Source organism: Acinetobacter sp. P1(2023), from assembly GCF_028367635.1.
GTDB classification, from domain to species: Bacteria; Pseudomonadota; Gammaproteobacteria; order Pseudomonadales; family Moraxellaceae; genus Acinetobacter; species Acinetobacter pittii_E.
The window spans coordinates 117,187-132,032 of record NZ_JAQNDD010000006.1 but is presented as its reverse complement, the minus strand read 5'-3'; the positions used below and the strand labels follow the sequence as shown (position 1 = coordinate 132,032).

Annotated in this window: 15 protein-coding genes; 6 read left to right on the top strand and 9 right to left on the bottom strand. The window is 39.2% G+C overall.

All coding sequences use genetic code 11. The features are described 5' to 3' along the window. Positions 1-14: 14 nt before the first annotated feature. From POD11_RS11065 to puuE, 4 genes are all read right to left on the bottom strand, one after another. Positions 15-1,382: a nucleobase:cation symporter-2 family protein gene (locus POD11_RS11065; protein WP_262457198.1), complete on the bottom strand. Its 1,368-nt coding sequence runs from the start codon at positions 1,380-1,382 to the stop codon at positions 15-17. Positions 1,383-1,406: 24 nt separating this feature from the next. Further along, positions 1,407-1,730, bottom strand: coding sequence for a hydroxyisourate hydrolase (gene uraH / locus POD11_RS11060; protein WP_262457197.1), 324 nt, complete (start codon positions 1,728-1,730; stop codon positions 1,407-1,409). Further along, complete coding sequence (gene uraD, locus POD11_RS11055) at positions 1,727-2,230, bottom strand: 2-oxo-4-hydroxy-4-carboxy-5-ureidoimidazoline decarboxylase (protein WP_262457196.1); 504 nt, start codon at positions 2,228-2,230, stop codon at positions 1,727-1,729. Before uraD ends, uraH begins: the two co-directional genes overlap by 4 nt. Before the next feature lie 99 nt (positions 2,231-2,329). Next, positions 2,330-3,295, bottom strand: a complete 966-nt coding sequence (puuE, locus tag POD11_RS11050; protein WP_262457195.1) for an allantoinase PuuE — start codon at positions 3,293-3,295, stop codon at positions 2,330-2,332. A gap of 252 nt (positions 3,296-3,547) precedes the next feature. Between puuE and POD11_RS11045 the strand changes: the two genes are divergently transcribed. From POD11_RS11045 to dsbD, 4 genes are all read left to right on the top strand, one after another. Then, the gene (locus tag POD11_RS11045; RefSeq protein WP_001019316.1) at positions 3,548-3,898 is read left to right on the top strand and encodes an HPF/RaiA family ribosome-associated protein; all 351 of its coding nucleotides are present in this window, start codon (positions 3,548-3,550) and stop codon (positions 3,896-3,898) included. Between the two features lie 153 nt (positions 3,899-4,051). After that, positions 4,052-4,597: an ankyrin repeat domain-containing protein gene (locus POD11_RS11040; protein ID WP_262457194.1), complete on the top strand. Its 546-nt coding sequence runs from the start codon at positions 4,052-4,054 to the stop codon at positions 4,595-4,597. Between the two features lie 12 nt (positions 4,598-4,609). Next, entirely contained in the window at positions 4,610-5,377 is a 768-nt protein-coding gene (locus POD11_RS11035; protein ID WP_239966973.1) for a transporter, read from the top strand. An 18-nt stretch (positions 5,378-5,395) separates the two neighbouring features. Then, positions 5,396-7,222, top strand: a complete 1,827-nt coding sequence (gene dsbD / locus POD11_RS11030) for a protein-disulfide reductase DsbD (RefSeq protein ID WP_262457193.1) — start codon at positions 5,396-5,398, stop codon at positions 7,220-7,222. Here dsbD and POD11_RS11025 read toward each other — a convergent pair. Both POD11_RS11025 and POD11_RS11020 read right to left on the bottom strand, forming a co-directional pair. Then, a complete protein-coding gene (locus tag POD11_RS11025; RefSeq protein WP_239966975.1) occupies positions 7,217-8,410 on the bottom strand; it encodes a GGDEF domain-containing protein in 1,194 nt (397 codons plus the stop codon). The genes dsbD and POD11_RS11025 overlap by 6 nt on opposite strands. A gap of 174 nt (positions 8,411-8,584) precedes the next feature. Then, the gene (locus tag POD11_RS11020; protein WP_262457192.1) at positions 8,585-9,496 is read right to left on the bottom strand and encodes an alpha/beta hydrolase; all 912 of its coding nucleotides are present in this window, start codon (positions 9,494-9,496) and stop codon (positions 8,585-8,587) included. 152 nt (positions 9,497-9,648) lie between these two features. On the opposite strand from POD11_RS11020, the gene POD11_RS11015 reads away from it, so the two are divergent. Continuing rightward, positions 9,649-10,086, top strand: coding sequence for a DUF2147 domain-containing protein (locus POD11_RS11015; protein ID WP_002121971.1), 438 nt, complete (start codon positions 9,649-9,651; stop codon positions 10,084-10,086). A gap of 38 nt (positions 10,087-10,124) precedes the next feature. Here the strand turns inward: POD11_RS11015 and POD11_RS11010 are convergent, their stop codons facing one another. Both POD11_RS11010 and POD11_RS11005 read right to left on the bottom strand, forming a co-directional pair. After that, on the bottom strand, positions 10,125-10,475 hold the full coding sequence (locus tag POD11_RS11010; protein ID WP_016142747.1) for an arsenate reductase: 351 nt from the start codon (positions 10,473-10,475) through the stop codon (positions 10,125-10,127). A gap of 454 nt (positions 10,476-10,929) precedes the next feature. Further along, positions 10,930-11,754, bottom strand: coding sequence for an exodeoxyribonuclease III (locus POD11_RS11005; protein ID WP_016142748.1), 825 nt, complete (start codon positions 11,752-11,754; stop codon positions 10,930-10,932). 38 nt (positions 11,755-11,792) lie between these two features. Between POD11_RS11005 and pyrE the strand changes: the two genes are divergently transcribed. Beyond that, positions 11,793-12,443: an orotate phosphoribosyltransferase gene (gene pyrE, locus POD11_RS11000; RefSeq protein ID WP_005300604.1), complete on the top strand. Its 651-nt coding sequence runs from the start codon at positions 11,793-11,795 to the stop codon at positions 12,441-12,443. A gap of 49 nt (positions 12,444-12,492) precedes the next feature. Here the strand turns inward: pyrE and POD11_RS10995 are convergent, their stop codons facing one another. After that, entirely contained in the window at positions 12,493-14,682 is a 2,190-nt protein-coding gene (locus POD11_RS10995; RefSeq protein ID WP_262457191.1) for a TonB-dependent receptor, read from the bottom strand. Positions 14,683-14,846: the final 164 nt, after the last annotated feature.

The following is a 14,846-nucleotide window of genomic DNA, read 5'->3' as shown; positions in this document are numbered from 1 at the left end:
TAAAAAGTAAATCTTTAATGAGTATTTCTTGTGTTTATTGTTTGGCTTAAATGCGGAGTACGCGAGCTGCGAAATGAAGGTAAATGATTAAATAATAAATTCAACAAGATAGCAAAAATACATGTTGAACTAATACCTGAGTGAAATAATGTTTGTACCCAAACTGGGAAATGGGCATAAAACTCATGGTTAATAATTGGGATCATCCCTGCTGATAAAGCAGTTGCCACAATAATCAAATTTTTCTGATCGTTATAATCTATTTTTGCCAAAGTGCGAATTCCACTCGCTGCAACCGACCCAAACAAGACCAAACCTGCACCACCAAGTACGGGCATTGGAATCGCGGCAATCAAACGACCCATAATGGGCAGTAGTCCTAAAACAATCAGAATCACACCACCTGCTGCGACTACAAAGCGGCTTTTGATGCCTGTAATCGCAACCAGTCCAACATTTTGGGCAAAAGCACTTTGCATGAATGAACCAAAGATAGGCGCAAAAGCACTCGAAAACATATCTGCACGAACGCCATTGGCGATCCGTTTCGAATCGACTTCAGTTCCTACAATATCTCCGACTGCAATAATATCGGCTGTGGTTTCAGTCATAATGACTAAGGTAACGATTAGCATCGACAAGATTGCACTGAGCTCGAAAGTTGGTAAACCAAATGCAAATAAGTGTGGAAATTGGAGCCATTCGCCTGAACTCACCTGACTAAAATCACCAAAACCCATAAAGTAGCCAAGGGTAGTACCAACAACAATAGCCAACAAAATTGATAAACGACGAATGCTTGCTTGCGGCAGCATATTTAAAACAATCACAATGCCTAAGGTCAGCAGGGCCAAAGAGATATTTTCTACGCTACCCCAGTCAGGCGCTTTGTTGTTACCACCCATCATCCAGCGAATTGCAACAGGTAGCAAAGACAATCCAATAATCGTAATGACGCATCCAGTCACAACGGGTGGGAAAAACCGAATAATTTTTGAGAAGTAAGGCGCAAGGCATAGTCCAATCAGAGATGCAGCAATGACCGCGCCGTAGACAGCAGGCAAACCACCGCCTGTGGTGATAATAGCAACCATGGTGGCTACACCTGCAAAAGACACACCCTGTACCAGAGGTAATTTTGCGCCTAAATATTTGGTTCCGATTGTTTGGATTAGGGTTGCCAGTCCCCCTACAAATAGAGCAGCTGCAATTAACATTCCGATTTGTGCTGCGCTTAAGCCAGCTGCCGTTCCAATAATCAAGGGCGGGGCTACAATGCCACCATACATAGTCAGCACATGCTGTAAGCCGTAAGCAAAACTTTTGGAAATTCCTAAATATTCATGCTCTGGAGAAATCGCATTTTTTTGCTGATGATTCATATTTTTCTCCTATTTATAATTGAGTTAGCTACCGCGATAAGTGGAGTAAGCAAATGGGCTGATCAGTAATGGAATGTGATAATGCTGATTGACGTCTTCTATAAAAAATTGGATACAAACGCGTGGGAAAAAAGTTTTGACTTGTTGTGATGAAAAATAAGGTGCAATTTCAAATTCAAGTTGATAAGCACCTTTGGCAAAGTCTTTTATTCCAAAATCACTCACTCGACCGTCTTGATTGGTAATTGCAGTCGCTATCAGCTCATGGGTTGTTGCATGAAACAACTTTACTTCTACGTCTGCAGCCGGTTTACCTAAATTCGTATCTAAAATATGAGTGCTGATCATGCTTGTATTTCCTGAGATAGACGTAATAGAGCAATCGCTGCGAGTTGCTCATGTACAATTTTTTTTTCAATAGCCAAGTCATTTTGTAGACGTTTATGTAGCTTTATTAAAATTTCATCGCTACTCAGGCCTGCCGCTTTAATTAAAAAAATAAAGCCAAACTTTTGTTCATAATCGAGGTTGCCTTGTAGCAAAGCTTGTTGTGTTTGTTCATCTAAAGAAATGCCAGCTTGTTCTTTAGATGAAAAATGCTGCTCTTTTGCATTGAGTTGTTTTTTTGCTTGTCTTTCACCGATTTTAGGATGGGTGGTTAAAGCGGTTTGAATCTCTTGCCATGACCATAGGCGGCTTAATTGCTCTGCATATTCCAAAAAAGCTGCTTTTGATGAATAAGGGCGTTCTGAAATAATTTTTTCGGCCCATGCAGAAATATGGACACAGTTGTTTAACAGAGTCTTGAGTTGTTCGGGCGGGGCTTGATTAAACTCGATTAAAAACACTGTTATTCCTAAACTCGTTAATGTGATATAGAGTTTTAGCAATAACAGTGCCAAGAGTGATGTGTGATTCGCTGATGAATTTGGAAAATTAAAAATCAATTATTGAGTTATGTGATTTTTATACCAATACTGCGCAATATCCTGTCGACGACATATCCAAACACGATCATGCATTTGAATATAGTCGAGGAACCTTTGTAGCGCTTTAAAACGGCCTGGTCGCCCTAAAATACGGCAATGCATTCCAATGGACATCATTTTTGGTGCAGTTTCTCCTTCTGCATACAACACATCAAAACTATCTTTTAAATATTGAAAAAACTGTTCTGAGCTATTAAATCCACCCGGTGAGCAGAACTTCATGTCGTTACATTCCAAAGTATAAGGAATAATGAGATGAGGGCGTGATGCACCAGCTGTATCGGTGAGAGTCGTCCAAAAGGGCAGGTCATCGCCATAATAATCAGAGTCATATTGAATTTGCGGAAATTCTGCAAGTAACTGACGTGTATTCGGGCTGTCACGTCCGGTGTACCAACCTGTCACTTTATTTCCAAACAAGTTTTCTAAAACAGATAAAGCCTGTTCGATATGCTGCTTTTCAACTTCCCTATCGGTATCTTGATAGTGAAGCCAGCGGTAGCCATGAGAAACCACATCATAATCAGCTTGCTTAATCGCCTCTACAATATAGGGGTTACGGGCAAGCGCCATAGCCACTCCGAAAATGGTCATTGGGAGTTTGCGCTTTTGGAACTCATTATGAATGCGCCAAAAACCAGCACGTGAACCATATTCGTACATAGAGTCCATCGACATATGTTTCGCCGGGTAACTTGCAGCGCCAATAATCTCCGATAAAAACTGTTCTGAGCCATCATCGCCATGCTCAATATGTTTTTCGCCACCTTCTTCATAATTAAGCACAAATTGCACTGCAACCTTGGCATTGTTAGGCCATTTAACCTGTGGAGGTTGCCCGTGATAACCGATCAAATCACGTGAATAAGGAGACTTTTGAATTTGCTCAATGAGCTCGGCTCCAGATAGGTAAAATTTGGACACGATTGCTCTCCTTTTGTTCAATTTTTCATAAAAATTTAAAAAATCAGCTTGCATATTTTTATAGATGGACTGATATTGAAGATATGAAGATCTTCAAAATAAATTAAAAGCAGTACGTTTAAGTCAGGAGATAACAAACCATTACACCATCAAAATGTACAATTGAAGTCAGTTCATGCATGCTTAAAACATGCCAACATAAAAAAGTTTTGCATAGAAAAGATCCACAGTAAGAAAGAGAGGATGGTATTTATGAATATTGAAATCCGCACAGATAAAAACATCCATAACAGTGAACGTTTAATTACTTATGTACGTGCAGAACTTACTCAAGAATTCCAACGTCATAGCGAACGTATTACGCATTTCTCGGTTCATTTTAGTGATGAAAATGGGGACAAAGGTGGTGACAAAGATATCCACTGTATGATTGAAGCGCGTCCTTCAGGTTTAAAACCGGTTGCAGTGCACCATAAAGCAGGAAATATTGATGCCTCAATTCATGGTGCGATTGAAAAATTAAAACGTAGCCTTGAACATACTTTTGAGAAAAAAGAACACCCGAGAGGTGGACAACCAGAATTCATTGATGATGAAGTCTAATTGAAAACGCTAAAAAGCCCTTAGGGGCTTTTTTTATATTTGATGAAAATAAAACTATTCACAACATTAGGTTTGCAATGCGATGCAATCAACCTCTAAAATCTTCATATGAGATTAGGCATAATAGCCCTAATATATTTTTGAGAGATGGTCATGTTAACCACCCAGCAGCAAGCTTTAATTAAAGCCATAGAAGAATTAGAACTCGCGCAAGTGCAAAAATTACTTGCTGACGGGCTTGATCCGAACTTTATTGATCCGGAACAAGGACCACCTGTATCAATCATTTGTGACGGAATTTTCAAATGGTGGGAAGATGTATCAGAAGCCTATGAAGCGGGTACACCTTTATCAAAAGAAGAAAAGCAAAAAAGATTACAAGTTTACCTCGATATTCTTGAAGCTTTAATTCAAGCCAAAGCCAACGTACACCTTTGGGATGCAGAAGAGTTTTATGGTCCTTTATGGGATGCGGCAAGCTCGGCATGTGCTCCAGCCGTTCAACGTTTACTCAATGAAAAAGTTGACCCAAACACACGTGATGAAGAGGGTCTCACTATTTTATCTTCAATCAGTCAGTTGTTCTTTGATTGTGACTTTGATGAAATAGATTGGTCAGAAGCGCTTCAAGAAGAGCGTGAAACACTCGAGTTATTGCGCCAACATGGGGCAAAAATGTCAAAAGAACTAACTACTTGATTGGATAATAGAATGAGAACATTTCAAATTTTAACTTTTGCTCTGACCACTGTTGCTGCAGGAAGTACTTTTGCCGCAGAGTTCTCGTTTGACCGTCCAGGTGCTGGAATGGGAACGGGAATTACTCCTGTAGGTAATTTGGCTTGGGAGCAAGGTTTACCAAGCGTAACCTATACTGAGTCGACTGTTGACGGTGTTAAAGAAAAGACCGTAACCTTAAATCAGGATATGTTATTCCGTACAGGTTTAGCGCGTGATTTAGAATTACAATTAGGATGGCAAGGTCCAGCATGGACTCAAACTAAACGTGCTGGCAAAAAAAATGATACTTCAGGTTTTGGTGATGTAAGTATTGGTTTAAAAAAAGCTATTGATTTAAAAGACGATAGATTGTCTATGGCAGTGTTGGCAGAAGCTATCATTGCAACGGGAAATGATAAATTTACAGCCCATGATGACATTTATAGTCTTAGCTCTGCGGTAGCTTACCAATATAGTGATTTAGTGGGCACCTCAATTACCATGCGCTACGAAGTGCAAAATAGTGATTGGGCAGTGACAGCAGTACCGACGATTGACTATAAAATCGCAGGTAAGCTATCAGGTTATTCTGAGTTCATTTACCGTAAAGCTGAAAGCCAAGACTATGAGTATGGTTTAGGTACAGGTTTAGTCTACGCCGTAAATAATCGTACACAACTCGATGCAAGTATCGGGGTTGATTTGAATGGCCAAGACAAGAGCTACAATGGTGGCTTAGGTGTGGCGTTCTTGTTCTAAATAAAGCAATTTAAATTTATGTTAATGAAAAAGCTTATTCATCAGGGAATTCTTTATTTTCTAGCAGTTGCTGTTTGTGTGTTTAGCCAGTTGGTTTCTGCGCAAGATAAGTTACTTTCACCCGAACAAGCTTTTTCATTTTCGGTTGAATCTTCTGAGCCGCATACTGCGAGTTTGTCTTGGCAGATTCAGCCAAATTACTATCTTTATCAGCATAAATTTTCCGTACAACAAGGTACTCAACCTTTAGCTTTGAAGTTACCCAAAGCGATTGCCCAATATGATGAAAATTATGGGCAAAGTCAGGTTTATTACCATCAAGTTAATTTCCAAATTAAGACTAAGCCATCAGAGCACTATAGTGTGACTTGGCAGGGCTGTGCCAAAGATCGTATTTGTTATCCGCCACAAACTATTGAGTTTCAAACTGATGCAGATGGCCTAGTTGGTGTACAAAACCAAGCAGGAACAGCCCCAAAACGATTGCTAGATTTAGCAAATACACAATCTGACACTTCCAAGGGTTCAGAATCCATAGAAAAAGAGCAGAATACAGAGACAGCAGTTACTACAACCACACCACAAATTGCGCAAGATCAGATCTGGTCTGCTAAGTTAATTGAGAACTCATTGTGGTATGGCGTTTTATTATTTTTAGGTTTAGGCATGTTGCTCGCATTTACACCATGCTCTTTACCGATGCTGCCCATTTTAACTTCACTCATCATTCGGGATCATAAAGGTCTAAAAGCTTGGACCATTGCACTTACTTTTGTGTGTAGCATGGCATTGGTTTACGCAGGCTTAGGTTTAATTGCTTCTTCGGCAGGTCTAAATTTCCAGCGCTGGTTACAACAGCCAGCAACCTTAGTTGCTTTTAGTTTGCTGTTTATTGTCTTTGCTCTGAATTTATTCGGTCTATTTGAGCTTCGTTTACCACAAACATGGTTAAACCGACTTGATCGTATTCAGTCGATGCAACAAGGTGGCACTTTAGTGGGTGCTGGAGTCATGGGTGTGGTTTCTGCACTCTTGGTGGGTCCTTGTATGACCGCACCCCTCGCTGGAACTTTATTATTTATTTCTCAAACACAAAACCAGTGGCAAGGGGCTTTGCTTTTATTCTGTCTAGGTTTTGGTATGGGAATTCCGCTATTACTGGCAAGTATTTTAGGGGCGAAATTTCTGCCTAAAGCTGGTGATTGGATGCATCAGATTAAAGTTATTTTTGCTTTTCTGATGTTAGGTTTAAGTCTTTATTTTATTCGTCCTTTATTGCCAGATTGGGGCATGCAAGTTCTTAGTCTCGTATTAGGTCTCGCTTTTATAGCCTATGCTGTTTATCAGTTTTTCTGGAAAAAAGGACAGCTACAATGGCTCTACGCGATTTTATTATTAATCGTTACACCTTTTGTAGCCTATAACCAATACCAACACATTCAAAATCGAACTTTGCAAAGTTCTAATCATATGGCCGAATGGCATATTGCAACTACAGCAGCGGACTTTGAGAAAATTTTAGCAGCAGCGCCTACAGATCGAGCTATTGTCGTTGATGTCTATGCAGACTGGTGTGTTGCCTGCCAACCGATTGAGCATCGTATTTTAAAATCACCTGAGGTTCAGGCTGCTCTTGCACCATATTATTTAATTAAGCTTGATTTGAGTCATTATGACCAGTCACATGAAGCGCTACTCAAACAATGGAATATTTTAGGTCCACCGACCTATCTATTTTTAAGCCCAGAGCAAAAAGAAATTCGCGCATTGCGTTTAACTGGTGCTTTTAGTCAGCAAGAGCTTTTGCAACAACTTGCGAGCTTGGCAAAACTAAAAGATTCATAAGGTATTCATCGTTTCAATCTGATGAAATGTACGTACTTGATTGCGTCCTGAAGCTTTTACCGCATAGAGTGCTTGATCAGCCTGTCGAATAACAAGATAAGGGTCTTCTGCAAAAGCTGAACTGCTGATTCCAAAACTTGCACTAATATGAATAGGATTGTTTTGAGCGCTACAAACGGGTAGTTCTTGTAAAGCAAGACGACAACGCTCAGCAATTTTCTCTGCTTGAATAATATCGGTGTGAGGGAGTAATAAAATAAACTCCTCTCCACCAAAACGTCCAATAATATCCTCGTTACGCAAGTTCTCAGAAAGACATTGAGCGATTTCAATTAAGACTTGATCACCTTGGTGATGCCCGTATATATCATTAATTTTTTTAAAATGATCGATATCGAGAAGTACTACTGCATAATCAAATTGCTGTTGGTGTAGCGACTCTAAATGCGTGTTTAAACTACGTCTATTTAATACATTGGTTAAGGGGTCAAGTTGGCTTAGGCGTTGAATATAAGTTTCACGTTGCCGCCATTGAGTGAGCAATATTTCAAATAAAATAAAACAGGCCAATAAGATGGGCATAATAAAAAAAGCCATGCTCCCTAACCAAAAGGGGTTAGTTTGAGCATGTTCCATAGCCTTAAAATTAAATAGAGGGGCATAAGGCACAGTACCGCTCATACTTAAATATGTACATACCGTTAAAATAATCGTTGCAGGTACAAGTGCGCTATAAACAATTTTACGGTCAAATAACACCAGACCGACACCAATAGTGCCCACATAGCCGACCATAGTGGCTGGACTAATACTGCCAATTAAATATCCATCATGGCATAGCATGAGTGCAAAGAACTGCACACTAATGAAAGGAATGACTCTTTGAGCCCACTCAACATTTTTGTATCGATAGCAGGGGATAATCAAAAGGCCCAATAAAAATAAGGTCAATAAATTAAGCCAGATTTGTGACTCAACCAAAGGCAGATTTGCCCATTGCCAGACGCTTGGCGTAATTAAAATATAACCTTTCCATAAGATCCAACTAAAGTTCATGGCGCAGGCAAGTGTGAGCATCAGTGCGCTTTTTTGTAGTGGTGTCCAGTTGATGATGTGATTGTTATGGATGAAATCGATTATCACCTGTTTTGTTCTATGTATGGGATAAGTGATTAAACGATTTTTCATAGTACGTAAGGGCTCCTAAATTTAGATGCCTCTTTGTTAGACCATTCTAATATTGGATTGTTTAAATTAATTTATATTTTAAACATAGCATGATTTTCATTTTATACATGATGCCTTTTATAAGGAAAATGATGTGAAAAGTTTTTAGAGCTATTCACATCATTGATAGGTAAATTAAGTTTTATCAAGCTCATGGGCAAATTCAGCAATATCTGCCAATGCTTGTTTTGCTTCATCAAACCACGCATTAAACATCTGAAAGTTATGCCACATGCCCGTATAAAGTTTGAATTGAACTTTAACGCCAGCCTCTTCAGCTTTTTCTCTAAAACGCTTGGCATCGTCTAATAAGATTTCTTTAGATCCTACTTGAACCAAAGTTGGCGGTAGGCCATGCAAGTCATCGAAAATAGGTGAAACGCGTGGATCATCAGCTGCAATATGATTGCCTATATAGTACTGAGTTCCTGTTTTTAGGGCTTCAATAGATAATAATGCATCATGTTTTTTATTAAATCTGAGAGACTCACTCGTGAGCGTTAAATCCAAAAATGGAGATAACAAAATCAGGCCACTTGGCATAAGCTCAGGTTGTTCTTTTAAACGCAAGCAAAGTGCCAGTGCTAAATTTGCTCCGCATGAATCACCCGATAAAATAATATCTTTAGGCTGAACGCCTTGTACCAATAAAGATTGATAGATGTCATATAGTGCTTCAGTCGCCTCAGGGTAGGGATGTTCAGGCGCAAGCGGATAATCCACATGAATAATCTGCATTTGGGTGCGGGCAGCTAAATCCGTCATAAAAGCATGGTGAGTTTTGACACTCCCAAGGAAAAAAGCACCACCGTGAATGTGAAAAATCAGTTGAGTTGCAGAATCTTGCGGTTTGATTTCTTCACCTTTAATGCCTGCTAACCGAATTGGGCGCACAGAAACATTTTTTTGTCGTGGAAAAGCACGACACATCTGATCTAGAACGGGACGTAAAGCGGTAGCCGGCAAATTTAGCTGGCTTGGCTTGCGAATTGTTGTTTTAAGAAAAGTTTCTGTAAAGTAATATTTCCAAACATTTGATATATTCATATAGCATCCATTTTTATGCTAGTTTCTTGTTTTCTTGTAAATTTTATTTTGCAAGATTACAAGGTTACACGAAACAGTCACATTCAAAAATTGCAATATCTTTGCGACTTCTGAATACTGAAAATCTTGAAAGACCCAAGGATATTACAAAAATGAAAAAGATTGCTTTAGCTTTAGGACTCATTGGTATGGCTGCATTTGCCAATGCGGCTGATTCACTCAATGGAACGGTATGGAAAACGATTGATGATCAGACCAACAAGCCAAAAGCCGTAGTGAAATTTACGGAACAGAAGGACGGAACCTTAACTGCAACCATTCAAAACATTTTGACACCGGGCGAAGAAAACGCTTGTACAAAATGTGAAGGTCCGTATAAAAACAAACCACTTAAAGGTGTCACCATTGTACATAATTTAAAAAATGTAGGTGGTAACAGTTATGAAAACGGTACGATTTTAGACCCAAAATCTGGTAAAACTTACAAATTGAAAGGTGAGTTAACCGATGGCGGTAAAAAGCTTAAACTGCGTGGTTATATTGGCGTTTCTGCACTTGGTCGTAACCAAACATGGATTCGCGCGAACTAAAAGTTTTAATAAAAAAACGAGCCGTATGGCTCGTTTTTTTATGCTTGGATATTTTGATAAGTGGTTTCATCGAAACCTACAATGAAACCTTGAGCGGTTTGTAAAACGGGTCTTTTAATCAAACTTGGTTGAGCAATGAGTGCTTCAATAAGGTGATCTTCATTGCTTAAAGCACGATTTTGTTCTTCTTCTGAAAGCTTACGCCAAGTTGTGCCTTTTTTGTTGAGAACAGTATCTTGTCCAATTTCTTTTAACCAGATTTTTAGAGTATCTGCATCAATGCCTTGTTTTTTATAATCATGAAAATCGTAGCTAAGCCCTTTGGCTTGCAAAGCATCAAAAGCTTTTTTCATTGAGTTACAGTTTTTAATTCCATAAATTTTTAACATTTTATCGGACCATGTCAAAAAGAGAGAGCACACAGCCTAACCCAAAAAGCTTTTAAGCACTACTTTATACCGATACTTTTAAAACAAATGAAAATTAATGATTAATTGAAAGAGAAATGTCATGTTATTGTCATAAGACAAGGTAATAATGAGCTTAATAAGAAGAAGTTAAAACTAAAAGAACTTAGCGCAAAAATAAGAGACTAAAAAAGAGAAAACCCGCATTTAATCATCCTGATCATGCGGGTCTCATTTCAACGTCCATTGTCACATCCTTGCAAATAAACTTATCATAAGTTTATTTTATCTTCCTACGGCGTCCTATCCTTTTGCGTCATCCTGACTGCTTCCCTGTGCCGTGGGGCTATAATGCCGTTAAAGCTGTGTAAGAAAAATACTCAAAAACGACATATGCTGTAAGCGAAAACGACAATGTAAGTGAACAGTTGTTCACTTACTCTTGAATTTTGTAGTCAATAATGACAGGTGCGTGGTCACTAAACCATTGATCTTTATAAACCCAAGCATTAATTGTGCGGGCTTTCCAGTCTGGTGAGCAAGCATGATAGTCAATACGCCATCCTACATTTTTTGCACGGGCTTGACCGCGATTTGACCACCATGAATAAAGTTCTGCTTCTGCGCGAACCACACGGAAGGTATCGACATAACCCAGTTCGTCATAAATATGATCAAGCCATGCACGTTCATGTGGTAAACAGCCAGATGATTTTTGATTACCTGACCAGTTTTTAATATCTATTCGTTTATGAACAATATTGTAGTCACCGCAAATGATGACTGACTTATTTTCATCACGCCATTGTTTCAAGATTTTTGCGTATTCACCTAAAAATAAATCTTTACGTGCTTGCGCTTCTTCACCACTTGAGCCTGAAGGTAAGTATAATGATGCAATATGTACCGGATGTGACAAACCTAAATCGAATTCCGCAGAAATAAAGCGGCCTTGACTGTCAGCTAGCTCAAACCCTAAACCATCTTTAACAGAGACGAAGGGTAAGCGGCTATATATCGCAGTCCCTGCGTAGCCTGCACGCTCTGCTGGAAAGAGATGGGTATGCCATCCTTCGGGTCTAAACTTTTCAGTCCATTGTTCATGGGTAATGCGGCTTTCCTGCATGCATACGACATCGGCATCTGATTGTTCTAACCATTCAAGTAAGCCTTTCGTTACTGAAGAACGTAAGCCATTTACGTTAATGGAAACGACTCGAAGAATTTTTACATCACTTGGATACTGATCCTTTGGTATCATGCGAAAATTTAACCTCAATTGTGAATTTGGAGCACCTCATGACAACGCCTGTGTCATTTCACCCGCAAGCATTTATCGAACTCGCATTATCACGCGGTGTGCTTAAATTTGGTGAGTTTACTTTAAAATCTGGACGCGTGAGTCCTTATTTTTTTAATGCAGGCCTACTCAACGATGGTGAAGCTTTATCTCTTTTAGCGCAAGGCTATGCTGATAAATTAACACAATGCCAAAATGTTGATGTGATTTTTGGACCAGCTTACAAAGGTATTCCGTTTGTAGCAGCGACCGCTGTTGCTTTGTCTCAAGTCCATAACAAAAGTGTGCCATGGGGCTTTAACCGGAAAGAAGCAAAAGATCATGGCGAAGGCGGTGTTTTAGTTGGTGCTGCGGTTGAAGGTAAAAAAGTTTGGATTATTGATGACGTGATTACCGCGGGTACAGCGATTCGTGAAGTTGTAACGATTTTGAAAAATGCTGGCGCAACTATTGCGGGTGTTTTGGTGGCATTAGATCGTCAAGAACGTGGTCAAGGTGAGCTTTCAGCAATTCAAGAAGTTCAAAAAGAATTAGAAATTCCTGTGCACGCCCTCATTACCATGAAAGATTTGATGGATTATTTAGAAGCGAAAGGCGAAAAAGAAGCGCTAGCCAATATGCAAGCTTATCGCGAGAAATATGGTATCTAAAAAGAAAAAGGCATACCTCTAGATAGAGGTATGCCTTTTTAATATTTACTTAAAACTGATAATTCAAACGCAATAGCACATTACGTGGTGTGCCTGGCATGCTATCTGAGCGCCAGTACTCTTTATTGGTTAGATTATTCACCGCAAGTGTGACGTTCCATGGGTTAGCACTATAACCAATCGCCGCATCGACACGGTTAAAACCTTCCATTTTTACTTGATTATTAAGATTTGGATAATAAGAGCCCACATAGGTCACCCCCACCTCGGTATACCACTGCTCGGTTGGTAAATAGCGAACAAATAAATTACCCGTGTTTTTAGATGTGTTGGCTAAATAATTGCCTTCTTGTTCAGGTTTTTGTTTGTCTTCTTTTACTTTTGCATCTGTATAGCCATAACCACCACGGACAAAGACATTATCAAGTACACGGCCAATAAAACTAAATTCAAGACCACGGGATTGATGCTGACCAGCAGTTGCCCATACTTCCGGTTCTTCATTAGGTTTTGGTTTATAGCGGATATTATTTTTACGAATATCAAAGACAGAAAGTTGAGTATTTAAACGATTATCTAACCATTCACTTTTTACCCCAACTTCGTATTGCTCGTTATATTGAGGTTCTTTATCCATTTTTGTGACATCGGTGCTTCCAGTGACTTGGTTGACACCCATTTGTCCGCCAAATGGTGCAAAGCTCTTAGAATAAGACGTGTAAAAGCTATGTTCAGGAAGCGGTTGCCATACCAAACCAACATTTGGGCTAAAGCTACCATCTTTTACATTACGGTGTTCATTAGTTAACTTGTTGGTGGTTGAAAAATCGAAGTAGTCGTAGCGGACGCCCATCATGAGTTTAAGTTGGTCATTTAGACCAATTAAATCCTGAATAAATATGCCGTAAGTGGTGCCTTCATTATAGTTATGCTGACTAATTTTTAATGGGCCATTGCCACGACTGTACTCTCGTTCACCCGTGATTGGATTAACGTAACCATAAATGGCTGACCCATTTTGAGTTTTATTGGCTAGACGTGGCTCTCGCTGTTCATACGTCCAGTCTGTACCCACCATAATTTGGTGTTCAAGCTGACCAGTTTTGAACTTACCCTTAATATCAAAGGTATTGGTGGTGGTCTTATTGCTTGTTTGCTGCCAGTAGTAATTCTGATTGATATAACCTTTTTTGGTGTTGCATTCTTTGCCTTTCAAGTCATTTCCATCGAGGCCACAATATGTTCCAAAATAAAAATGATCAAAGTTCTGCTCTGCTTGTCTGTAACTTGCTGCCCAGTGAAAGTTCCAATCAGGTGCATATTCATAATTCACATCGGTACGCACAACTTGCAAAATATCATCAACATAATCGCCGTCTTGGGCAAATCCCATTTTAATTGAATTTCCCGCAGGCAAGTTTTCATATGCTGGACCACGATCAGGTACACGACCTAATTTGTCATAGGTGTATTGCGTGGTCCAAGTGAGTGTTCCATCGTCATTTTTATAAGTGAAACTTGGTGAAAACATTTCAATCTTATTTTCAATACCAGAGCGGAAGCTGCCTGTCTCGCCATATTCTCCCGTTAAACGGACTGCTAAATTGTCATTAATGACTTGGTTGATGTCAGCGGTTGTTCCGTAGTTATCATATGAACCCGCATATGCACCAACTGAACTTTTAGAGTCAAAATTGGCGAACTTACTCACCATATTCACAACCCCGCCACCAGCACTACGACCATATAAAATAGAAGCGGGGCCTTTTAAAATTTCAATACGTTCAATATTGGCTGTACTACGGCGTACTTGTCCGCTTTCACGTATACCATCGCGGTAAATATCGCCTGTATCAGCACCAAAACCACGAATCGTAATGCCATCACCGCGCATATCGTAACTGGTTGATACGCCTGGAGTACCTTGCAGCATCACACTTAAATCATTCGATCCATAAATTTTATATTTCTGTACATCAATGGTATCAACGGTTTGAGGAATATCTTTTTTGTCTAAACCATTACGTGTGACATTGGCTTTGTCATAGTCGATATAACTTTTAATCGGATCGAGCTCACTCATGGCCTCAATTTTTATGGTGGGCATGGTAGCTGCAACTTTTGATGAGTCAGTTACATCTTCTGCATAGGCCCCTTGACTATTTAAGATCATTAAGCTGAGTAAGCTGAGCGGGAATGAACCCTTAATGTGGGGAGATGATAAAGAAATTCTTAACATAAAAATAAAATCAATTAACAAAAATAAAAGTATAAATGATAATTATAATCATTTAATTGTTTAGAATAAAAGAAATATTGCCTTAAAAAATGACATCTTTATTTTTTAGTAACTGATTTTTAGAAAGATGATTGGGGAATTAAACGGATAATATGAGTTAACTC